Annotated in this window: 21 protein-coding genes and 1 CRISPR repeat array; of the genes, 8 read left to right on the forward strand and 13 right to left on the reverse strand. The window is 42.4% G+C overall.

Features of this window, described 5'->3' with window-relative positions:
* The first annotated feature begins 449 nt into the window (after positions 1-449).
* The 8 genes from cas1f to PSF31_RS05680 all read left to right on the forward strand — a co-directional run bounded on the left by cas1f (position 450) and on the right by PSF31_RS05680 (position 9,953).
* Positions 450-1,424 carry a type I-F CRISPR-associated endonuclease Cas1f gene (gene cas1f / locus PSF31_RS05645; RefSeq protein WP_096864716.1) on the forward strand — a complete coding sequence of 325 codons (975 nt, stop codon included), beginning with the start codon at positions 450-452 and terminating at the stop codon, positions 1,422-1,424.
* Positions 1,421-4,885, forward strand: coding sequence for a type I-F CRISPR-associated helicase Cas3f (gene cas3f / locus PSF31_RS05650; RefSeq protein WP_096864717.1), 3,465 nt, complete (start codon positions 1,421-1,423; stop codon positions 4,883-4,885). The genes cas1f and cas3f overlap by 4 nt, the downstream gene beginning before the upstream one ends.
* Positions 4,886-4,912: 27 nt before the next feature.
* The gene (locus PSF31_RS05655) at positions 4,913-6,193 is read left to right on the forward strand and encodes a type I-F CRISPR-associated protein Csy1 (protein WP_096864718.1); all 1,281 of its coding nucleotides are present in this window, start codon (positions 4,913-4,915) and stop codon (positions 6,191-6,193) included.
* Complete coding sequence (csy2, locus tag PSF31_RS05660; RefSeq protein ID WP_096864719.1) at positions 6,190-7,134, forward strand: type I-F CRISPR-associated protein Csy2; 945 nt, start codon at positions 6,190-6,192, stop codon at positions 7,132-7,134. Before PSF31_RS05655 ends, csy2 begins: the two co-directional genes overlap by 4 nt.
* A 3-nt stretch (positions 7,135-7,137) precedes the next feature.
* Positions 7,138-8,160, forward strand: coding sequence for a type I-F CRISPR-associated protein Csy3 (gene csy3, locus PSF31_RS05665; protein WP_096864720.1), 1,023 nt, complete (start codon positions 7,138-7,140; stop codon positions 8,158-8,160).
* Positions 8,161-8,168: 8 nt separating this feature from the next.
* The gene (gene cas6f, locus PSF31_RS05670) at positions 8,169-8,804 is read left to right on the forward strand and encodes a type I-F CRISPR-associated endoribonuclease Cas6/Csy4 (RefSeq protein ID WP_096864721.1); all 636 of its coding nucleotides are present in this window, start codon (positions 8,169-8,171) and stop codon (positions 8,802-8,804) included.
* Between the two features lie 130 nt (positions 8,805-8,934).
* Positions 8,935-9,202: a CRISPR direct-repeat array (repeat unit 28 nt; unit sequence GTTCACCGCCACACAGGCGGCTTAGAAA).
* Positions 9,203-9,367: 165 nt separating this feature from the next.
* Positions 9,368-9,694: a type II toxin-antitoxin system RelE/ParE family toxin gene (locus tag PSF31_RS05675; protein WP_096864722.1), complete on the forward strand. Its 327-nt coding sequence runs from the start codon at positions 9,368-9,370 to the stop codon at positions 9,692-9,694.
* Complete coding sequence (locus PSF31_RS05680; RefSeq protein WP_096864723.1) at positions 9,681-9,953, forward strand: helix-turn-helix domain-containing protein; 273 nt, start codon at positions 9,681-9,683, stop codon at positions 9,951-9,953. The genes PSF31_RS05675 and PSF31_RS05680 overlap by 14 nt, the downstream gene beginning before the upstream one ends.
* A gap of 425 nt (positions 9,954-10,378) precedes the next feature.
* Here PSF31_RS05680 and fliR read toward each other — a convergent pair whose 3' ends face one another.
* The 13 genes from fliR to fliF all read right to left on the reverse strand — a co-directional run bounded on the left by fliR (position 10,379) and on the right by fliF (position 21,333).
* Positions 10,379-11,158, reverse strand: a complete 780-nt coding sequence (fliR, locus tag PSF31_RS05685) for a flagellar biosynthetic protein FliR (RefSeq protein ID WP_096864724.1) — start codon at positions 11,156-11,158, stop codon at positions 10,379-10,381.
* 2 nt (positions 11,159-11,160) lie between these two features.
* The gene (gene fliQ, locus PSF31_RS05690) at positions 11,161-11,430 is read right to left on the reverse strand and encodes a flagellar biosynthesis protein FliQ (RefSeq protein WP_004255630.1); all 270 of its coding nucleotides are present in this window, start codon (positions 11,428-11,430) and stop codon (positions 11,161-11,163) included.
* Between the two features lie 22 nt (positions 11,431-11,452).
* Positions 11,453-12,196 carry a flagellar type III secretion system pore protein FliP gene (fliP, locus tag PSF31_RS05695; protein ID WP_096864725.1) on the reverse strand — a complete coding sequence of 248 codons (744 nt, stop codon included), beginning with the start codon at positions 12,194-12,196 and terminating at the stop codon, positions 11,453-11,455.
* Between the two features lie 12 nt (positions 12,197-12,208).
* Complete coding sequence (fliO, locus tag PSF31_RS05700; RefSeq protein WP_176489319.1) at positions 12,209-12,667, reverse strand: flagellar biosynthetic protein FliO; 459 nt, start codon at positions 12,665-12,667, stop codon at positions 12,209-12,211.
* A gap of 22 nt (positions 12,668-12,689) precedes the next feature.
* Entirely contained in the window at positions 12,690-13,106 is a 417-nt protein-coding gene (gene fliN, locus PSF31_RS05705) for a flagellar motor switch protein FliN (protein ID WP_004255621.1), read from the reverse strand.
* Positions 13,099-14,106, reverse strand: a complete 1,008-nt coding sequence (gene fliM, locus PSF31_RS05710; RefSeq protein WP_004255619.1) for a flagellar motor switch protein FliM — start codon at positions 14,104-14,106, stop codon at positions 13,099-13,101. Before fliM ends, fliN begins: the two co-directional genes overlap by 8 nt.
* A gap of 5 nt (positions 14,107-14,111) precedes the next feature.
* Complete coding sequence (gene fliL, locus PSF31_RS05715; RefSeq protein ID WP_096864726.1) at positions 14,112-14,591, reverse strand: flagellar basal body-associated protein FliL; 480 nt, start codon at positions 14,589-14,591, stop codon at positions 14,112-14,114.
* A gap of 162 nt (positions 14,592-14,753) precedes the next feature.
* Positions 14,754-16,121 (reverse strand): flagellar hook-length control protein FliK, encoded by a 1,368-nt coding sequence (locus PSF31_RS05720; protein ID WP_096864727.1) that lies wholly within the window; start codon positions 16,119-16,121, stop codon positions 14,754-14,756.
* On the reverse strand, positions 16,122-16,565 hold the full coding sequence (gene fliJ / locus PSF31_RS05725; protein WP_094961182.1) for a flagellar export protein FliJ: 444 nt from the start codon (positions 16,563-16,565) through the stop codon (positions 16,122-16,124).
* An 11-nt stretch (positions 16,566-16,576) separates the two neighbouring features.
* Entirely contained in the window at positions 16,577-17,941 is a 1,365-nt protein-coding gene (fliI, locus tag PSF31_RS05730; RefSeq protein WP_094961183.1) for a flagellar protein export ATPase FliI, read from the reverse strand.
* Entirely contained in the window at positions 17,938-18,666 is a 729-nt protein-coding gene (fliH, locus tag PSF31_RS05735; protein ID WP_004255603.1) for a flagellar assembly protein FliH, read from the reverse strand. Before fliH ends, fliI begins: the two co-directional genes overlap by 4 nt.
* Entirely contained in the window at positions 18,659-19,651 is a 993-nt protein-coding gene (gene fliG / locus PSF31_RS05740) for a flagellar motor switch protein FliG (protein ID WP_004255600.1), read from the reverse strand. Before fliG ends, fliH begins: the two co-directional genes overlap by 8 nt.
* Complete coding sequence (fliF, locus tag PSF31_RS05745) at positions 19,648-21,333, reverse strand: flagellar basal-body MS-ring/collar protein FliF (protein ID WP_096864728.1); 1,686 nt, start codon at positions 21,331-21,333, stop codon at positions 19,648-19,650. The genes fliG and fliF overlap by 4 nt, the downstream gene beginning before the upstream one ends.
* Positions 21,334-21,513 lie beyond the last annotated feature (180 nt).

The raw sequence follows: 21,513 nt of genomic DNA on the forward strand, positions 1-21,513 counted from the left end.
TTGCCGCTGAAGCTAATTTATCAACGTTTAAGTTCACTGCCGTATAGGCAGCTTAGAAAGTAGATTCGGAATGCAAGATTTGGACAGTGACGTTCACTGCCGTATAGGCAGCTTAGAAAATTGATGGCTCATGCGGCTTGCCCCACTACCAGTTCACTGCCGTATAGGCAGCTTAGAAAAACAGGGGGCGGTAAATAATGGCCAAAGTTAAGTTCACTGCCATATAGGCAGCTTAGAAAGCGCTATCGATTTTATGTATAAAGATAATCAGGTTTATGACCACAAAGATGGTATTAAAAGAGCATTAGTGAGTGTTTTTTACTGGTCATTCTGTGAAACCCTTCGCAAATTTGGCTTTGGTTGAAAACAAGGACTTGTTTCGTGGGATAAAGCTTATTCTAATAGATTGATTCAAAAATCTTATTATTTAAGGACAGAATCCAACTATTATGGACGATTTTTCACCAAGTGAATTAAAAACTATTTTACATTCGAAACGTGCCAATATGTATTACTTGGAACATTGCCGAGTTATGCAAAAAGACGGCCGTGTTCTTTATTTCACTGAAGCTAAAAACGAAAACCTCTATTTTAATATTCCAATTGCAAATACCACGGTCTTACTTCTGGGCACTGGAACCTCTATTACTCAAGCAGCAATGAGAATGTTATCCCAAGCAGGGGTATTAGTTGGCTTTTGTGGCGGCGGCGGTACACCGCTGTATATGTCTACCGAAGTAGAATGGTTAACGCCACAAGGGGAGTATCGACCAACGGAATACCTGCAAGGGTGGTTATCCTTTTGGTTTGATGATGAAAAACGTTTAGCGACCGCTAAAAAATTACAACAGTCACGCATCAAATACTTACAACAAGTATGGCAAAGTTCCCGTGAGTTACAAAATGAAGGGTTTATTTATAACGACGGTACTATTCAATCGGCGTTAAACACTTTTCACCAGCGCACAGATGCTGCCAAAAACACGCAAGAGCTACTGCTTACGGAAGCTCAACTGACTAAAACCTTATATAAGTATGCTGCGAATAATACAGGGCAAAAAAATTTTACTCGTCAGCACCAATCGACTGACAAAGCGAATGACTTTTTAAATCATGGCAATTATTTGGCCTATGGATTAGCTGCAAGCTGTCTGTGGGTATTAGGGATCCCTCATGGCTTTGCCGTGATGCATGGTAAGACCCGCCGTGGTGCTTTAGTGTTTGATATTGCTGACTTAATTAAAGATGCTATCGTTTTACCATGGGCATTTATTTGTGGTAAAGAAGGTGCCAGTGAGCAAGAATTCCGCCAGCAAATATTACAGTCCTTTGTTGACCATCAGTCCCTTGATTTTATGTTCGATATCGTAAAATCATTGGCATTACCGCCAGTGGAAAACCCGCAACAGGTAACACCGCTATGATGGTTACTTTTGTTTCCCAATGTGAAAAACACGCGTTAAAACGAACTCGACGAGTATTAGATGCTTTTGCTAACCGAATTGGTGATAACACATGGCAAACCTTGATAACTCAAGAAGGTTTGCAAATGGTTCAGAAGTTGTTGCGTCGTAGTGCCAGCCGTAATACTGCGGTAAGTTGCCACTGGATACGCTCTCGTTCGCGTACTCAGCTACTTTGGGTTGTTGGGAACAAAAATAAATTTAATTCACAGGGGCACGTCCCAGTTAATCGCACAGAAAAATCGTTATTGGGTAGTGAGCGTGAAAATAATTGGAAATATCTGCCGTTAATCAATGCATTAACGCGTTTAGCTGCATTACTCCATGACTGGGGAAAAGCCTCACAACTGTTTCAAGCTAAATTAAACCCACATGTTAAAACCCCTTTTAAAGGGGATCCGCTGCGCCACGAATGGGTTTCATCATTATTATTTAGTGCGCTGGTAAAAAGCCAAGTAGAGCCGCAACGGGATGAAAGCTGGCTTGATGCGTTAGTCACACAGCAATGGGATGAAGTGCAGTTACAACAGTGGGCTAAACAAAATCAACAAGCGACATTGCCATTATCAGGGTTACCTGATGCGGCCTCGCTATTGGTTTGGTTGATTGTTTCTCATCATAGATTACCGTTTTTAGCGAATGATAAAGAACGTTTATTCTATGCAGATAAAGCCTGTGATTCGTTAACAAAACTGTTAGAGACAGTGGATAAACAGTGGGGCTACCAAAATTACTATAATGAAGATGAATATTCACAACGCATTCATCAATGCTTTGAATTCCCATATGGCTTATTGAGCGAATCAAAAGTATGGCGACAAACATTAAGTCAGGCGGCAGAGCACCTTAAACACCAGCTCCCTTTGTTAAATGAAGCGTTAGAGAATGGCTGTTGGCGGTTAGTCGTGGAACAGGCACGCTTATGTTTGATGTTAGGGGATCACAATTATTCCTCAAAAGAAGCTGATTCAACATGGGAGTCAGGTATTCCATTATATGCCAATACGCAGCGTTTACATGGGCAAACCGAATACAAGCAACGGCTCGATGAACACTTGGTGAATGTGGCTAGTGTTGCGGCAAATGTCACAGAATATTTACCATTTTTCGCAACAGAACCGCCTGTGGCAAGTGATATTAACAAACTTAAGCACAATAAAAATGCTGCCGGTAAATTTAGCTGGCAGGAAGATGCAGTTAGCACCATTTACCAATATCGAGAAGAACAGCAAGATAAAGTTCAAGGGTATTTTGTTGTTAATATGGCGAGTACTGGCTGCGGTAAAACAGTCGCCAATGCTAAAATTATGCAGGCGCTAGCGGAAGATAAACAAAGTTTACGATTTATTCTAGCGTTAGGGCTTCGTACATTGACGTTACAAACAGGGGATGAATATCGTGACCGGTTAGGCGTCAAAGATGACAACCTTGCCGTATTGATTGGCTCCAAAGCGGTATTAGAGTTGCATCAAGAGTCTCTCGAAGAGCAAAAATCAATCAAAGAAGAACATCAATTAGCGGGGTCGGGCTCTGAGTCCCAAGAGAGCCTTTTTGATGATGAAGGACTAGAATTAAACTGGCAAGGCAGTTTACCGGAGGAAGAACTTTCAACGGTATTGACGAGGCCAAAAGATAGAGCTTTGCTCTATGCTCCGATCCTAGCTTGCACCATTGACCACATGATGGGAGCCACAGAGACTATCCGTGGTGGGCGCTATATTCTCCCTTATTTACGGTTAATGTCATCTGACTTAATCATTGATGAGATTGATGACTTCACGGGGGATGATCCCAAAGCGATTGGGCGTTTAGTCTATTTAGCGGGGGCTTTGGGGCGAAAGGTCATGATTTCTTCTGCAACTATTCCGCCAACGTTGGCACTTTTCTATTTCAAGGCTTACCAATTAGGTTGGCGAATTTATGCACTAAGTCAGCAAAAGTCACTGAAAGTGGGCTGCATTTGGGTGGATGAGGGGCGATATGACGAGAAAAAAGATAAATGTGTTCATTCATGCCAAATTGCCACCATCACAGCGAGAGATGACGCAGCAACGCTTGAACATTACCGTCAATATCATCATGCATTTATTGAAAAACGTATTAAAGTTTTACAATCATTGGTCGCACGTCGAAAAGCATTTATTTTGCCGATGCAAAAAGGGCAGGGAAGTGACCGACAAACGCAATATTTTTCATCTATTCAGCAAGGAATTCTCGGGTTGCACCAAGCCCATTCTTGCACTGAGATGCAAACCCAATTGCAAGTCTCTTTTGGGGTAGTACGTGTTGCCAATATTTCAGTTTGTGTTGCACTAGCCCATTACTTATTAGCAAATGAATGGCCTGAAGAAATAGAAATTCGTGCTATGGCTTACCATAGTCAGCAAGTGCTGCTGCTACGCCATGAACAAGAAAAACACCTTGATGCGGTATTGAAACGTAAAGAAAAAGCAGGGGAACAACCTGAAGCTTTCCAAAACCCCATAATTCGAAAGCATATCGATCAGGTTCACCTGCAAGATAAAGCTAAACACCTTATTTTTATTTTAGTGGCAACGCCTGTGGAGGAAGTGGGGCGAGACCACGATTTTGATTGGGCGGTGATCGAACCGTCATCCTATCGCTCTATAATTCAAATGGCAGGGCGAGTACGTCGGCACCGAGAGGGCGAAATTATCCATCCCAATATTGCGTTATTGCAATATAACTGGAAGGGCTTTATCGAAGAAAAACCTCAGGATGTTTTTTGTAAGCCTGGTTATGAAAATGGCAATTTAAACTTACGCCTATCTACTCATAATTTATGTGACTTGGTGGATGAAGAACAACTGCTGAAATCCGTTGATGCGATCCCTAGAATTCAACCTATTCCTGACTGGAAAAAGCAGCAAACCACCAATTTAGTTTGTCTAGAACATGCATCAATCGAACGATTGATGGGCGATATTACCGATCTTAAACCAAAAACGGCCACTCGTTCACGTCTGTTCTCTCAAATAGTAGAGACTCCGTTAAATAGGCCGACCACGCTTTGGGGATATACCTGCGGTGCTTGGGGGTTAACTGCGCTTTCTCAGCAGTTTTTTTCATTTAGAAAAAGCGAGCCAACAATACGTTTGTCGCTGATCTTATCAGCAAAAAATGAACCTTATTTCTGTGAATATGATAATGACAATGGTTGGGTAAATAAAAATTATGAATATGGGTTAGGTTTTCAGCCACTTGCAGAACAATTAAAAGAGAGGTTATGGTTAGTACGTGATTATCAGCAATCGTTAGAAGGCCGTGAAAATGAATACCAGTCAGTTGAACAACTTTCTCGGCGTTATGGCGAAATTAGTTTTTCACCACGCGAAAAAAGTGGAATTCATTTTTATTATAACGACCAAATGGGACTCAGCACATTTAATGTTTCCGAGTAAAAATTTCAGTCACAAGGACCATTTACTATGTTAGATCCAGCAATAGAGGCCTTTTTTGCTGAGCGCAAAGAGGGATGGCTTAAAGATAAGCTGAAAGCAGGAATGAGAGAAGATGAAATTCAGAAAATACATCAAGAATGTGATAATAAATTTTCTCTTAAGCAATGGTTGCCTGAAGCAGCCGCGAAAGCTGTTAGTAGAGCTTTTACTACGCACCCAAGTAAATTTACTCATCCAGATACAGGTGTGGGAAAGACTAATTTAAAAAATCAAACTTATGTGACACCAGTAGTGTTCAAGGGAAAGAAAAATAATGATGGCTTCTTTCGTTCGGGAAACATTGAAATTACCGAAATAGATTCAGTCGGCGATGCGAGTGGACTAAATGTTGATAAATTTTTACGAGTGAAACTATTTGATGGTCGCTCCGTGTTGGAGCATATTGAGAGTAAAACAGAACAGGTTGAATTATTATTTAACGGGCTTGATGATATTCAATTGAGAAAGCAATTTTTATCAATAAATCTAAAACTAGATGAATTCATTACAAACACAAAAATCAAACAAGTTTATTTCCCTGTTTGGTTAGAGGATTGCGAATATCACTTATTATCCCCACTAACCCCTTCTGGTTTGGTTTTTGAACTTCGTGAACGCATTGATACGATTCGATTTTCTGAACAGACTAAAGCACTGCGAGATTTAAAACGTAAAGGGGAATTTAGCGACATTGGCTATCAAGAAATTTATGGTCTTACTACCATTGGTTACGGGGGAACTAAGCCACAAAATATTTCCGTACTCAATAATCAAAATGCAGGTAAAGCCCATTTATTATCCTCACTTCCTCCAAAAATTACTCAACGAAAACTGCGTTTACCTACTCATGATTTCTTCTCAAATACGCTAAACCCTTGGCAGGTAAAAGAAACGTTAGAGGCATTTCATAGTTTAATTTCATTACCGAAAGAACAGCGTGGTAGTCGTTTTATTGAATATCGTGATAGGCGCATTCAAGAATATCTCGATTACGTTATGTTAACCATGTGGGAAGTGCGGCGTGCATTTGAACAAGATGGCATGCAATTACCAGCGCAACTCGGCAAAGAGCAACAAACATGGTTGTTTCCAGACCAACAGGGGCGTAATAACTCAGATGAATGGTTAGAGGGGGTGATCCTCCTTATTGCCCAGCAATTTATGCGGCATTACAAAAAGGTGCTGGGGAAAAAAGCGATTAGTCTAGGTGATGATGAGTTGGCGGCTATTGCGGACGTTATTGCCATCAATAAGGAGCTATTACGATGAGTTCCACTTATATGCTTAAATTGCCTCATTTAAACATTCACAATGCGAATGCACTCTCTAGCCCTTATACCATTGGTTTTCCAGCTATGACGGCCTGGTTAGGTTTTATGCATGCTCTAGAGCGGAAACTCCGAGTTGCGAGTGAACTAGATATTGTTCTCGACTCTATCGCAGTGGTCAGTCATGACTGTGATTTACAAACCTATCGTGGAGCCAATGATTATGTTAGTTCCATTGTGGGAACAGGCAATCCATTAAATAGTGATGGCTCGCGCTCCGCATTTATCGAAGAAGCCCGTTGCCACTTAGATGTTTCTCTGTTGATTAAATATGGCATTAAAAACAATGAGGTGATTGAAGGGCTACCTGAACATTCCCCCTTACTAGATGTTATCCATGATTTGGTGATGACAATGAAATTGGCTGGTGGCGATATTCTGTCATTAGGGAAACCAGCAGTACATATTCTGCCATCGGAAGATGCGGATGGGAAATATAGACAAAAGTTACTCAATAGCGTCATGCCTGGCTATGGATTGATTGAACGTCGCGACCTGATGATTGAAGCCATGGAAGAAGGGCAAGATGCCATAGATGCCCTGCTGGGTTATCTGGTCGTAGAAAATAACTGTGTTGAAGTGGGAAAGGAAAATGGGAACAAGGCGTCATTTGAATGGCAAGCGCAACGTAAAACGGCAGGCTGGATTGTTCCAATAGCAACTGGATATCAAGGTATTTCCCCGTTAGGGCAAGCAAAAAACCAGCGAGACTCAGAAGTGCCACATCGGTTTGCCGAAAGCGTGGTCACGTTAGGGGAGTTTGTATTAGCAAATCGCGTGAATAACATTCATGAAATTTTATGGGAATTTAATTTTGTTGAGTCCCAAAACCTGTATTTATGCCAACAAGTGGCAGCTAACTTTATTTCGAGTGGAGAGTAACTAATGGCGAAGAATAATGATGTTGCATCGGTTTTAGCATTTGAAAAAAAACTGGTTCCATCGGACGGTTATTTCTATGGCACTTGCTGGGATAATAAATCGCAATTTGCGCCATTATCGTTACAAGAAAAATCGGTAAGAGGCACTATCTCAAATCGCTTAAAAGGCGCTGTAAAAAATGACCCGTTAAAATTAAACTCCGAGGTGGAAAAAGCTAATTTACAAACAGTAGATGCTTGTGCGTTAGGGACTGAACAAGACACCTTAGTGCATCAATTTACCTTGAAAATTCTTGGCGGTGTGGAAACGCCATCGGCTTGTAATAATGCATTATTCAAGCAAAGTTATACCCAAGCGGCAAAAGAATATATCGAACAACAAGGTTTTCAGGAGTTAGCTCGCCGTTACGCCCAAAATATCGCGAATGGGCGTTTTTTATGGCGCAACCGTGTGGGGGCTGAACAAATCGAGGTAGTTGTCAAAGTACTCAACAAAGGGCAGCCACTGGAATGGGTGTTTGATGCCACACAATATAACATTCATCAATTTGATGCTAAAGATGAAAAAATCAACCAATTGGCTGAAAAAATTGCAGCGGCCTTAGCGCAGCCTCAAGGCGCATTATTACTGGAAATCACCACATATTCACAACTAGGTAAAGCCCAAGAGGTGTATCCAAGTGAAGAGTTGGTGATGGATAAAGGCAAGGGAGATAAAAGCAAAATTTTGTACCATGTGAATGGGCACGCTGCGATGCATTCGCAAAAAATTGGTAATGCTTTGCGTTCTATTGATACATGGTACCCCGCGTATGGTACTGAAGGCGGTGCAGGCGCTATCGCGATTGAGCCTTATGGTGCGGTCACTAACCTCGGAACAGCCTATCGTACACCAAAAGATAAACAAGATTTTTATACCCATTTTGATAAATGGGCGCGAGGTGAAAAGCTATCGTGTATTGAAGATGAACACTATGTGATGGCGGTTTTAGTTCGCGGTGGTGTATTTGGCGAAAGTGACAAATAAGGTGGGCTATGAATTATTATCAGGAGGTCACTTTATTGCCGGACTCAACCGTCCCATTGGATTTTCTCTGGCAAAAGGTTTACCAGCAAATTCATATAGCGCTGGCGGATAATAAAACGTCTCAGGGGCATAGTGCGATTGCGGTTGCCTTTCCTGAATACGGCAGCGTTGGCTTTCGCTTAGGTAGAAAAATTCGTTTGCATGCGACAACACAAGGTGAACTTGAGCAGTTAAATTTGCAAAAGTGGTTAGCGCGGTTAATGGATTACGCTCATATTAAATCGATTCAGGCAGTACCAGAGCAGCATGTTCAAGTCAGTTATATTCGAAAGCATGTGAAAGGGCAGAGCCGAATTGACGCTGCTATGCAGCAAAAAGCACGATTGTGGTCTGAAAAATCAGGGCAACCATTGGAACAGTGTTTGAAAACATTGTCTGCGAGTAAGCCAAAAGCGAACAATCGTTTGCCATTTATTTGGGTTGAAAGTTTACATGCCAGAGATAAGCAAGTCGAAAGCCGGCCTTTTCCTTTGTTTATTGAAAGGATAGAAGCTACACAAAAGCAAATTGGGGTGTTTAGTTGCTATGGTCTTAGTCAAGCAACTAGTGGCTCAGTTTGTTTAGCAACGGTTCCCCATTTTTGACCTTTGTTTTTTGCTCTTTTAAAATTAGTCAATAAATCAGTAGGTTATAATCATCAGTAAATAAAAGGGTATTTTCCAATAAATACCCTTAACTGATTGTTATCACTTATTTTTTATTTTAAAGTGCATCGTTCACCGCCACACAGGCGGCTTAGAAAATCTGACCAAAGTGTTTATTCCCGTTTAAACGGTTCACCGCCACACAGGCGGCTTAGAAATGATTCGCAATGACGGTGTGATAAACAGTTTAGTTCACCGCCACACAGGCGGCTTAGAAATGATCCGCAATGACGGTGTGATAAACAGTTTAGTTCACCGCCACACAGGCGGCTTAGAAAGTCAGAATCAAGCAAAAATAATCGTTTTGACCGTTCACCGCCACATAGGCGGCTTAGAAATGTTAAACTGTTAGCCCCTAGCGCATCTGTTGGTTCACTGCCGTACAGGCAGTACAGAGAAACTGATCTATTTACTGCAGTCGGTATGTAGTACAGACGATACAATGGAATGTGATTTGCACTAAAAAGCAATTTGCATTACAGTGCAAATTATGATGAGGGTATATGTATACTGTAAAATATCATTCTGAGGCTGAAAAAGAAGCAAATGCACTGCCTTTAAAAATCAAGGTGAAATATGACCGCCTCATTAAAAAATTAGAGTTATCAGCTAATTATTTAAGAGAACCAGATACTAAATCATTGGGCGATGGATTGTTTGAGATAAGAACTATGGGAAGTGAAATAGCTAGGGGGTTATGGGTTTACCACAAAGATAAAACAATTTTTATGCTCAGGATCTTTATCAAAAAGTCACAAAGAACCCCAAAGTCTGAGTTTTATTTAGCGAGAAAACGTTTATTGGAGCTATTAAACGATGAAAACACATAAAGAGCTACATGATGAATGGATGAAAGATCCAGAATACCAAGCTGCTTATGAAGAAGAAATAAGAACTGAAAAATTGCAGGCTATGCTTAAGGAGTGGAGAGAGTCTGCTGGGTTAACGAAAGTTCAAATAGCTGAAATTATAGGAGTTAATCCATCAACTATCACAAGGTTGGAGAGTAATGTGAATAATGCGAGCATTAAAAGCATTGTAAAGTATGCTGCTGCATGTGGAATTAAAAACCCAATAATTGCCCTTTAAGATTATTTATTTTTGTCGTAATTACTGCACTGCCAGCTTAGAAATTTGGTTAAATAACATAAATAGCAGTGAAGGGGCTCTACTACACGGGGCGTTTTTACATGATTAAATTGAAAAAATATGACCTCAAGGTCGTTTTTACGTGATTTTACCATCTTTTACCTAAGTTAAATTTAGTGTTAGATGTATTCGTAACTATCACTTGTTTTGATAGCTTAGAAATGAAATAAATAATGGGTATCGTTACCGCCATATAGGCGGCTCCCTTTCTTTAAATTAACACCTGAAAGAAATAATGGGTTATATGTTTAAAATTAGGAGTAAACAATGAATTTTGAATTAGAAATAAGCTTTTATAGATTTACCTTAATAATTAGAGTTACCAAATGGTTTTACTAACTAATTAATTGATTAAGTATCGATACTCAAACAAACAAATTAAACATCAACGATAACTGCTCGAAAGCTTGGTGGATCAAACGCTCGGTATAGCGCGGGAGGATAGAAATAATCAGCCCTAACATACTAATTCCAATGGTAAGTGTTAAAGGAAAACCGACCACAAATACCGATAGCTGCGGGGTCATGCGGTTTAGAATACCCAAAGCAAGGTTTAGAATTAAAAATAAGGTGATAAACGGTAAAGCCAACATTAACCCATTAATAAATATGGTGTTAGCGAATTGGACAAATACCCAAAAACCATCGCGATTTAATGGCGCAGTTTGAATTGGGAGCAGTTCAAATGAATTGACTACAATATAAATAAGCCACAAGTGCCCATCGAAAGCGAGAAACAATAAAATCGTAATCACGTTAAATATGCGACCTAAAATTGGCATATTAGGCCCGCCAGTTGGGTCAAAAAAGGTGGCGAAAGATAACCCCATTTGCAAACCAATCACTTCCCCCGCATGACGCACGGCAGCAAATGCCATTTGCATTGTTAACCCCATTGCAATACCAATCACCATTTGCTGCACGATAACCCATAACCCCATGGCAGAAAATAGGGGAATATTCACGACAGGAAGTTGTGGGGAAACAATCAACACAACAAAAAAGGCCAGAGCGACACGAACTTTGGTAATTGCCTGTTTTTCATTAAAAAAGGGCGCTGTACCAAGCAGCGCCAAAAGGCGTATGAAAGGGTAGAAACCTTGGCTTAGCCACAGTGTGAGTGTTTCACTGGTAATGGTTAGCATTGTTAGCCAATAATAAACGGTAAGTTGCTAAGCAATGACCGCATATAGTCGGTAAGCAGATTCAGCATCCAAGGCCCTGCAATAATAATCACAGAAATAACCGACAAAATTTTAGGGATAAAAGATAGCGTCATTTCATTCACTTGCGTGGCGGCTTGCAGTAAGCTGATAATTAAACCCGCCGCCAAAGCGGCTAATAACAAAGGGGCAGCTAGCATCAGCGCAATTTTCATCGCTTCAGTTCCCATCGCCATTACTGATTCAGGTGTCATAACTACTCCGAGTAAAATAATCCTAATTAAAAAAGCTTTGCGATAATGAGCCAAGCAATAGTTGCCAACCATCAACTAATACAAACAACATTAATTTAAATGGCAAGGAAACTGTTGCAGGTGGAACCATCATCATCCCTAATGCCATTAAGACACTGGCAACCACTAAGTCAATGATTAAAAACGGAATAAAAATAGTAAAGCCAATTTGAAATGCGGTTTTTAGTTCGCTGGTAATAAAGGCTGGGACTAAAATACGTAATGGAACATCTTTCGCTTCTTGAATTTCACCCACTTTGGCTATTCTTGCGAATAGGGCTAAGTCGGATTCGCGTGTTTGCCCTAACATAAAGGTTCTTAACGGTGCTGTTCCTTTCTCTAAAGCGGTTTCGAGGCTAATTTTGTCTTCGCTAAAAGGCTGGTAGGCTTCGCGGTAAACTTGGTCTGCAACGGGTGACATCACGAAAAAGGTCAAAAACAGTGCTAAACCTAATAAGACTTGATTCGGGGGAGCGGAGGGCGTTCCGAGCGCGTTACGCAATAAACCTAAAACAATAATGATGCGAGTAAAACTGGTCATCATTAATAATAAGGCGGGAATAAAGCCCAATAAGGTCAAAAATAAAAGCGTTTGAACGGGTAAAGACCAAGTTTGTCCGCCATCAGCCATTGAATGGCTAATCACGGCAGGTAGTGCCGCAGAAGCGGAGTTTGGCAATAAAAACAAGAGGGCAGTAATCGTGAGTAAAGATTTTAGAGGTAACATGAGCGCTTCCGATTACTTATGCATAAGTGTAACTGAAGCCGCACATTTTGCAGCCTCTTGTTTTTTCTTTAATAAAGACTGAAAGGTGAGCGGTTCAGTCGGCAATGCCTCAGCGGCTTCAGGTGCAGCCGGGTATTGGTGTAAGAGGCTGATATTTTGTGTCGTAACACCTAATACCAAACACTCATTATTCACCTCAATAACCACAACGCGTTCTTTATTACCTAATGAGCAACGGCTTTTGACTTTTACGATTTGCTCTTTGCCCATTTTTTGGGGAGCAAATCCTAATTTTTTCACCAACCAAGCACCTGCTAATATCAATAAAATGATCCCCCCTAAAGCCCCCGATATCTGCGTTAAGCTATCATTGTGGTCAATAGCAGGAGTATTAGGTTCACCAGAGGAAACGGTTGTTGATAAAAAAGGCACAGATATCGGTGCCTGCTCAGTTTGATTGGGTATTGCCATTATCAGCGACTCACGAAGTTAATTAACGACTTAAACGGCGCATACGTTCGGAAGGCGTAATGATGTCAGTAATACGAATACCGTAATTATCTGAAACCACGACCACTTCTCCCTGCGCAATTAAATAGCCATTGATTAAAATATCCAGTGGCTCACCCGCTAAGCCATCCAGTGAAACCACAGAGCCTTGGGATAAGCTCAGTAGTTTTTTAATGGTCATTTTAGTGCGCCCCAATTCAACTGAAAGACGGACAGGAATGTCCATGATCATATCGATATCAGACAGTTGATTTAGCGGGTTTTGTCCATCAAAGTTGTCGAAAGCCTGTGCACCAGCTGAGGCGGATTCCGCTTTTTTTTGCTGTTCCAGCGCTTCAGCCCACAGGTCTTCACTGTCGTGATTGGTTGATGCATCAGGAGAGTTCTTCGCCTCACTCATTGGTACTTTCCTCATCTAGAGTGTTTAATACAGGGTTAATCAAATGTTCTACACGCAATGCATACTGGCCATTTTGAGTACCGTATTGACTGGTTAATACGGGAACGCCATCAACATTAACGATGAGGCGGTCAGGTTTCTCAATTGGGATCACATCCCCTTTTTGCAGTTGCAGTAAGCGAGAAATTCGCATTGGAATGTCAACAAAGTTGGCAACCAACTCAAGTTCAGAACGTTTCACTTGGGTGACAAGGTTGGTGACCCAAGTTTCATTTTCTTGGTGGCCTTGTTCCATTGGTGGGTTTATTAAACGTTCACGTAATGGCTCAATCATGGCGATCGGAATACAAATACTGAATTCACCAACGGTATTGCCTATCTCCACTAAAAACGGTGTGGTAACGACAATGTCATTAGGGGAGGTGGTGATATTAGTGAATTTGACTTGGATTTCAGAACGTACATATTCCACTTCAATATCAGCGATTGGCTTCCAAGCATCGCGATAAGCCCCTAAGGCTAACTTGAGCATGCGATTGATAATGCGTTGTTCAGTATTGGTAAACTCTTTACCTTCTTGCCGTACAGGAAAGCGGCCGTCTCCACCAAACAGATTATCGACAGCGATGTAAACTAATGCGGGCTCAAAGGTAAACAGTGCCGTACCCCGTAAAGGCGGCATATGGATTAAGTTTAAGTTAGTTGGTACGGGTAAATTACGCGCAAACTCATGGTAAGGTTCAATTTTAATACCGCCCACCGTAATATCTGGGCTGCGACGTAACATATTGAACAAACCCATACGGAACTGGCGAGCAAAACGTTCATTAATGATTTCGAGAGACTGCATTCGCTCCCTAATAACTCGACGTTGAGTATTCGGGTCGTAAGGGCGAACATTATCTTTCCCTTGAGTCTCTGGCACAGGCGTATTGCTTGATGGTGCATCATCATTAAGCAGCGCATCAATTTCGGCCTGAGATAAAATATTATCGCTCATGAATATTACCGCAGAATAAAAGTAGTAAATAACACATCAGAAATATCCTGATCGGTATCACCTGGGATCAGGGTAGGGGTGAGCGTTTGCTTGATATCTTTCATTAACTGCAACTTACCTTCATGCGTCCCAATATTTTTTGCTTTTTGCTCTGAAAGTAGCAGTAACAAACGGCTACGCACTTCAGGGAGGTATTCATGAAGTTGTTTGCGCGATTTTTCGTTCGCAAGTCGCAAAGTCACATGGATATAAAGCACACGATCAGGTACATTAGCTGCACCTGCCAAATTGACGGTAAATGGCTCTAACTCCATAAAAATGGGTTGTGGCATGTTTGGGCGCTTTTCTTCCTCACTCGCCGTTTGCGTGCCTTGTTGTGTCGTCCACCAGGTATAACCCCCAAACCCTGCGCCAGCAAGGGCAAGAAGGGCAAATAGAATAAGCAACCCTTTGTTGGAACTTTTTGATTTTTTGCTCGACGACATTTAGCTGAATTCCTGTTTCTTGGATGCTAAACCCAAATGGGTTTTTACGTTATGATCTCTAGCATTATGGCTTGGTTGCCAAGAGTTAAAGGAGTGAAAAACGAAACAAAAAGGCGGTAACTCGGCGCTTTAGCTAGGAAATTACCGCGATTCGTTTGTTTTTTATGCAAAAGTGTTAATGCCACCTTGTCTTGATGCTACATTTTTAGGTGAAACAGTGGCATTTGCTTCGCTGATACCAACAGCACCAACGGATGGATGTGTCGTTTGAATTTGGCCATCGTTTTGGTGCGCATTTTGCTGCGAGCTATCGGATTGCTGGTTCAAGTTATCTTGGCCAACAGAGCCTTGAGCAAGATGAATACCACTTTCTTGTAGCGCACTGCGTAGCACTGGCATCATGGATTCCATGGCAGCACGTACATGACTATGTGGAGAGACAAAATGCATTACTGCTTGGTTATCTTCGATGCGTAAATGCACATTTAGTGAACCTAACTCTTCAGGGTGCAAACGAATTTGTGCTTGAGACACCCCTTGGCGAGAGAAAAATAACATATGTTGGCTTAATTGCTGCTGCCACGCTTCGCTACCTAATTGGCTGGCTAAATGCATGGTTGGAGCTGCTGTTGGCGCATTTATGGTTGCCGCTTGGGCTGTTGATGTCGTTGGCATCATGCTAACTGGCGCGGTCGTTGTATGCTGTGAGGATGTGGTGGTAAAAGCACCAGTCTCAGTTTGTAGTGTAAATGCGCCTTTCGCGGTTTGGTTCAGGGCTTCACTTGAAACATTTTGTAGGTTTAATACTGGGTCTTTATCACTCACTTTTTTATTCAATGGAATGAAATCAGCAGTTAAATTTTTACTGCGTATATCTCGTGGGTTATCAAAGGGAAAAAGAGGTTGGTCACGACGTTCTTCTTTTTCATTCTTAATAAATACCCCAAGTTCTGGGCCATCTTCTTCGCCTGCGATTTGTTGCTGTGAACCTTCCAGATGTTTGCCATCATCTTCATTAATGATGCCATCTGCATTATCCGTTAGGTGCTGCATTTTTTGGGTAAATGCGCCTAAAACCGGGTGTGCTTCTGTTTTAATAGTTGTATTTGCCGTTGCTTGTACTTGGCCAGTTAATGACTGTTTTAGGCTATTTAACCACGCTTGCTCGTTGGCATCTTTGTCTGTTAGTAGCTCAGTGTTAAGTGCAGTTTGCACGCTATCAGCACGCAAGTTACGGCTAAAGTTCAGTTGCTCAATGGCATTTTCAGCCGTTTTTTGCCCAACCTTCGTTTGTTCAATCGTTTCTTTACTCGCTATTGCCAGTTTGTTATCAACAATGTCTTTGTTAAGCGCTTCTTCATTGATCGGTTGATTAGTGACATTTTGTTTTTCAATCGGTTGCTGGTTATCAAGCATGGCTTGAAAGGGGAGTGCAGGGGCTTGATTTTCATCAGCGCGCGATTCATTTTGTTGTATATTGCCATTTTTAGTCGATGATGCGGTTGGCACATTCAGGGCGTTGATGTCCATTTATTGAGGTCTCCGTAAAGTCGCTCGTTGAGCAAATTCATCCATTTGCTTTTGTTCTAAGCGGTTTTGACGTTGGTATTCAGTATGTTCAGCACGTTGAATTAACGTATCGAACGCGTTGACACGCTGTTGTTTTTCTTGCCAATGGCGGTTAGCTTCGTTAACGCGTTGCTCCCATAAATTCAGTTGTTGCTGCTGTTGCTCAATGGTCAGTTCCAATGTGACCAAAAATTGCTGATAATTCTGCCACTTATCCGATTCCATCCCCGTATGCAAGGTTTGGTTGAGTTTTTGACGATATTCGGATTGGTAGTTTTCCAACATATTTAGTTGCTGCGCCATTTGGGTGTGGGTTTGGCGTACTTGAGCTAACACTTTCGCTGCTTCTTCCGAGGCTTCAACAGCTAAGGTGAGTAATGTTGTTAAGGCATTATTTTTGGCCATTTATCCCCTCGTTATTCGTTGGGAACCACTTGTGTCAACTGTTCGCATGCGGTTTGATAATCACATCGCTCATCAATATCTTGCTGCAAAAACTTCGACATACGTGGGTAATATTGAATTGCCGTATCCAACATGGGGTCACTGCCCATGGCGTACGCACCGACGTTAATTAAATCTCGGTTGCGTTGGTAACTAGACGTTAACTGCTTGAAACGTTGAATTTTTCGGTAATGTTCTTTAGGAATGAGCTCGGTCATGGCACGGCTGATAGATGCCTCGATATCTATTGCAGGGTAGTGCCCTGACTCTGCCAGTGAACGTGAAAGTACAATATGGCCATCCAAAATGGCGCGAGCCGAGTCAGCAATTGGGTCTTGTTGGTCATCCCCTTCCGTTAAAACGGTATAGAAAGCGGTAATTGACCCACCATTTTTCCCATTCCCTGCACGCTCAACTAATGCTGGTAATTTGGCAAATACAGAAGGTGGATAGCCTTTCGTTGCTGGTGGTTCACCCACGGCTAACGCAATTTCCCGTTGTGCCATGCTGTAGCGAGTGAGTGAGTCCATAATCAACAGCACACTTAAACCTTTATCGCGAAAATACTCAGCGATACGAGTGGCATAAGAGGCGCCTTGCATGCGCAATAGAGGAGACACATCGGCTGGCGCTGCAACGACAACGGCACGTTTTAAGCCATCAGCCCCTAAGATATTTTCAATGAAATCTTTGACTTCACGACCACGTTCACCAATCAACCCGACTACGATAATATCGGCTTGTGTAAAGCGTGCCATCATGCCAAGTAATACGCTTTTACCCACACCAGAGCCAGCAAATAGCCCCATACGTTGGCCGCGACCGACGGTTAATAATGCATTGATTGCACGAACACCGACATCCAATACATTACTAATAGGCGTTCGTTCTAATGGGTTAATTGGTGGGGTAATTAATGGCGCGCGTGTTTTTACCTCTAAGGGGCCTTTTCCATCTAATGGATTACCTTGGGCATCAAGTACTCTGCCTAATAATTCATTACCAATAGGGAGTAAGCGGCTAGTTTGTCCGTCATCACCGGTTGATTGTGCATAAACACGGGCACCCGGGGCGATCCCCTCGAGGTCGGCTAATGGCATCAATAACATTCTTGGGCCGTTAAAACCGACGACTTCACACACCACTTCATCTGAGCCGCCATTAATTGAGCGTTCAATAAAGCAGGTTGCCCCCAAAGGCATTTTAATGCCTTCGGCTTCCATCACTAAGCCAGTGATTTTTGTGAGGCGGCCATAACGACGCACCATCGGGATCCCTTTCATCCGCGATTCTAAATCGTCCAACGAAGCAATCCAGCGTCCCAATCGTGCCGTCATGAAAAGCTCTCCGGTGCATATAAACGACACAATTCTTGCCAACGTGTCGCCACAGTCATATCAATTTCACCGTCTTCAGCGACGACTCGGCAGCCACCGATATGCAGTTTAGGATCAGCGACTAAGCGCCAGCCGTTCAAGTTGAGTAGGGAACCTAGGTGCTGTTCAATCAATTCAAAATGATTTGGGTTGACGTGTAGTTCAGGCTGCCCAGCAAAAATCGGTTTTTGTTGGAGTAACTGGCTGATTTCCTCCAACAATGCGGTGCCATCACAAACGGTGGATTGTCCTAAAACTTGCTTAGCCGCAGTCAACGCTATCTGCAACAGTTTAGTGGTCACCACCGTATCAAAGGTATCGAGAGAATAATTGAATTCAGACAGCAGTTTTTGCCATGTTTCAATCACAGGTTGTTGCAAAGCAAGTGCCTGCTCACGCCCTTGTTCTTCTCCAGCTCGTAAGCCTTGCTCAAAACCAGCTTGGTAACCTTCTTGCTGGCCTTTTTCATGCCCTTGTTGGTAACCCGTCCGCTGTGCATCTTCCTTGATGTTATCGAGCAAATTAATTTGCTCTAACACTTCTTTTGGTTCAAGGCACGGGACTTTTGGCGCGTCAGGCTCAGGAACATCACTTAATGCAGGAATGCCTGAGTTGAGATCCCATTGATTAAGCTCACGAAGCTGCCAAGGCTGCCATTGGTCATTTGGAATTGTTGACTTAGACATAGACGTCGTCTCCACCACCTATAGCGATTTCGCCTTTTTCGACTAAACGACGAACGATAAGCAAAATGGCTTTTTGTTCGTTTTCCACTTGAGACATACGCACAGGAGAACGTGATTCCAAATCGTCGCGCACAATTTCTGCAGCGCGAGCGGCCATATTGTTGAGGAAGTGGTCGCGTAGTGCTTGGTTGCTGCCTTTGAGGGCAATAACCAGCGAGTCTGTCGAAACATCCTGCAAAATACGTTGAATGCTGCGGTTGTCCACCTCGATAAGGTTTTCGAATAGGAACATTTCGTCAATAATACGTTGAGCAAGTTCACCATCGTAATCACGCATTGCATCGATAACGCTTTCTTCTTGCTGGCTTTTCATCAGGTTGATGATTTCTGCCGCAGTTCTCACGCCACCCATTTTGCTGCGTTTGAGGTTTTGGCCATCCAGTAAGTTGTTCAATACTTCGGTCAATTCCGCCAATGCAGCAGGTTGGACACCACCAAAGGTGGCGATACGTAGCATAATATCGTTGCGTTGGCGCTCTTCGAATAATTCGAGGACATCCGCTGCAAGATTGCGTTTTAAGTGAACCAAAATAGTCGCGATAATTTGCGGATGTTCATCACGGATAATATCGGCAACGGTTTGGGGTTCCATATAGTTGAGGCTTTCGATCCCTGACGTGGTTTCTTGTTTTTCAAAGATGTCCTCAAGTAAGCTTGCGGCGCGTTCTTCGCCAAGTGCTTTCACCAATACAGAACGCAGATAGTCATTCGTGTTGATATTGAGTGCCGCGAATTGAATCGCTGACTCTTCAAATTCAGTTAATACTTCTGCCAATTCATTATTTGAGATTTGGCGCATGTTTGACACGGCCATACTCAATTGCTGAACTTCTTTAGGATTCAGGTGCTTAAATACTTCCGCAGCCTGGTCTTCACCGAGCGTCATTAACATCACGGCACTTTTTTCTGTTCCACTTAAACTCATTGGGATTTTCCTAACCACTGACGGATAACCATTGCCACGATTTGTGGGTCTTTTTCTGCCATTTCACGGATACGTTGGCTTTGGATCTCAGCACTAACACGTTGACGAGTCAGGCGACGGCGTGTTTGCTCATCCATTTCTTCATCAATCGCTTCATCAACCACGAGCGGGGTTTTCAGTTGTGTGGCAACAAAAACTTCAGCTTCGGCTTGGGCTTGCTGTGTCTTACGGTATTTAACCCATTGTGGTTTGATACCGAAACGCCACATAAACCAAGCAATAATGGCAATAAGCAGTATTTTTCCGTAATCCAGTAACTGAGCAATAAATTGTGGGCTTTCAAGTAACGAAGGTGTTTCTTCAACCGGAGCCTCATTGGTAAACAATGAATTAGTAATGTTGAGAGAATCCCCACGTGCAGTAGAAAAGCCCATTGCTTCGCGTGTCAATGCTTCAATTTGTTGCAGCATCTCTGGTGGCAATGGCTTCATTTCAGGACCATTTTCACCATCTTGTGAATGGTAATTGACAATAACTGCGACCGAGAGCCTATCGACGACACCAATTTGCCGTTGAGTGTGACTAATTTTGCGATCTACTTCGTAATTTGTGGTTTCATCGCTTTGCGAGTTCGAGACACTATTACGGTTATTCGCCGTTTGAGCGCCATCTTTATTGTCTTTATTGGTTTCAATAGGTGCACTTGGTGCACTAACGGGTTGATTTGAAAGCGCACCTGGCACTCCACCGGTTCCGCCATTGTTATTTTGCATACTTTGGCTGTTTTGGCGAGAACGAATAGCCGCACTATCTGGCGTTTGGTTGGGCTTATATTCCTCTGAAGTTTGTTCGACTTTCGAGAAATCCATTTGCGCGGTGACTTGGGCATGAATATTGGCACGACCGACTAACGGCGACAGAATATCTTCTATGCGCTGTTTGAGATGGGACTCCATCTCTTTAGTCATTTTGATTTGTGCGCTGTTTGCCGATTGCTGGCTATTATCGTTATTGGTGAGTAAGCGACCCGTTTGGTCAACAATAATGACATTACTCGCGGTTAGGCCTGTTACGCTACTTGATACCATATGGACAATGGCGCTGATTTGCCCTTCATCAAGCATTCTTCCCGGTAGTAAACCGACCGTCACAGAAGCCGTTGGTAGCTTTTGCTCACGCACAAATAAGGTGGGTTTAGGAATTGCTAAATGCACCCGAGCACTTTGTACTGGGCTTAGGGACTCAATAGTACGAGAGAGTTCACCCTCTAATGCACGTTGGTAATTGATTTGCTCACTAAATTGGCTGATACCGAATTGTTCTTTATCTAATAATTCAAAACCAGTATTGCCACCTTTAGGTAAACCTGATTGAGCGAGCTTTAAACGTAATTCATGCACTTTATCTGCAGGAACTAAAATAGCGCTACCATTATCAGCAATTTGATATGGCACATTCATCTGAGTTAGCTGGCCAACAATATCGCCACCATCTTTAGCACTTAAATTGCTAAGAAGTACACGGTAGTCAGGGCTGCGTAGCCAGAGGAGAAGGGCGACAATAATTGAAACAGCCGCAGCCGCCGCAATCATTAACGGTATTTTAGGATCAGCTTTAATCCTTTCAACTATAGAGGCAAAACCCTTTTTGGCCTCCCCCGTGTCTTTAGATGCGGCACTCATAAATATTCCCTGCTTGGCAGACTACTAGACGGATGAAAATACTTTTGGTGAAACAATGTTATTTCCCTCTTCGTAACGTCACTTTTTCACTTTGCTATTATTTCTTGTTTTAAGGGGTTCTAATGACGGAATCAGCCTATAAAATTGGTGTTATTTATCGGCTTCAAGTTAAAAAGGGTG

It is taken from the genome of Providencia sp. PROV156 (assembly GCF_028480905.1).
Lineage (GTDB): Bacteria > Pseudomonadota > Gammaproteobacteria > Enterobacterales > Enterobacteriaceae > Providencia > Providencia hangzhouensis.

Coding starts and splice junctions, on each gene's coding strand:
- cas1f (WP_096864716.1), top strand. CDS start 450: ATGGACGATTTTTCACCAAGTGAATTAAAAACTATTTTACATTCGAAA.
- cas3f (WP_096864717.1), top strand. CDS start 1,421: ATGATGGTTACTTTTGTTTCCCAATGTGAAAAACACGCGTTAAAACGA.
- PSF31_RS05655 (WP_096864718.1), top strand. CDS start 4,913: ATGTTAGATCCAGCAATAGAGGCCTTTTTTGCTGAGCGCAAAGAGGGA.
- csy2 (WP_096864719.1), top strand. CDS start 6,190: ATGAGTTCCACTTATATGCTTAAATTGCCTCATTTAAACATTCACAAT.
- csy3 (WP_096864720.1), top strand. CDS start 7,138: ATGGCGAAGAATAATGATGTTGCATCGGTTTTAGCATTTGAAAAAAAA.
- cas6f (WP_096864721.1), top strand. CDS start 8,169: ATGAATTATTATCAGGAGGTCACTTTATTGCCGGACTCAACCGTCCCA.
- PSF31_RS05675 (WP_096864722.1), top strand. CDS start 9,368: ATGTATACTGTAAAATATCATTCTGAGGCTGAAAAAGAAGCAAATGCA.
- PSF31_RS05680 (WP_096864723.1), top strand. CDS start 9,681: ATGAAAACACATAAAGAGCTACATGATGAATGGATGAAAGATCCAGAA.
- fliR (WP_096864724.1), bottom strand. CDS start 11,158: ATGCTAACCATTACCAGTGAAACACTCACACTGTGGCTAAGCCAAGGT.
- fliQ (WP_004255630.1), bottom strand. CDS start 11,430: ATGACACCTGAATCAGTAATGGCGATGGGAACTGAAGCGATGAAAATT.
- fliP (WP_096864725.1), bottom strand. CDS start 12,196: ATGTTACCTCTAAAATCTTTACTCACGATTACTGCCCTCTTGTTTTTA.
- fliO (WP_176489319.1), bottom strand. CDS start 12,667: ATGGCAATACCCAATCAAACTGAGCAGGCACCGATATCTGTGCCTTTT.
- fliN (WP_004255621.1), bottom strand. CDS start 13,106: ATGAGTGAGGCGAAGAACTCTCCTGATGCATCAACCAATCACGACAGT.
- fliM (WP_004255619.1), bottom strand. CDS start 14,106: ATGAGCGATAATATTTTATCTCAGGCCGAAATTGATGCGCTGCTTAAT.
- fliL (WP_096864726.1), bottom strand. CDS start 14,591: ATGTCGTCGAGCAAAAAATCAAAAAGTTCCAACAAAGGGTTGCTTATT.
- PSF31_RS05720 (WP_096864727.1), bottom strand. CDS start 16,121: ATGGACATCAACGCCCTGAATGTGCCAACCGCATCATCGACTAAAAAT.
- fliJ (WP_094961182.1), bottom strand. CDS start 16,565: ATGGCCAAAAATAATGCCTTAACAACATTACTCACCTTAGCTGTTGAA.
- fliI (WP_094961183.1), bottom strand. CDS start 17,941: ATGACGGCACGATTGGGACGCTGGATTGCTTCGTTGGACGATTTAGAA.
- fliH (WP_004255603.1), bottom strand. CDS start 18,666: ATGTCTAAGTCAACAATTCCAAATGACCAATGGCAGCCTTGGCAGCTT.
- fliG (WP_004255600.1), bottom strand. CDS start 19,651: ATGAGTTTAAGTGGAACAGAAAAAAGTGCCGTGATGTTAATGACGCTC.
- fliF (WP_096864728.1), bottom strand. CDS start 21,333: ATGAGTGCCGCATCTAAAGACACGGGGGAGGCCAAAAAGGGTTTTGCC.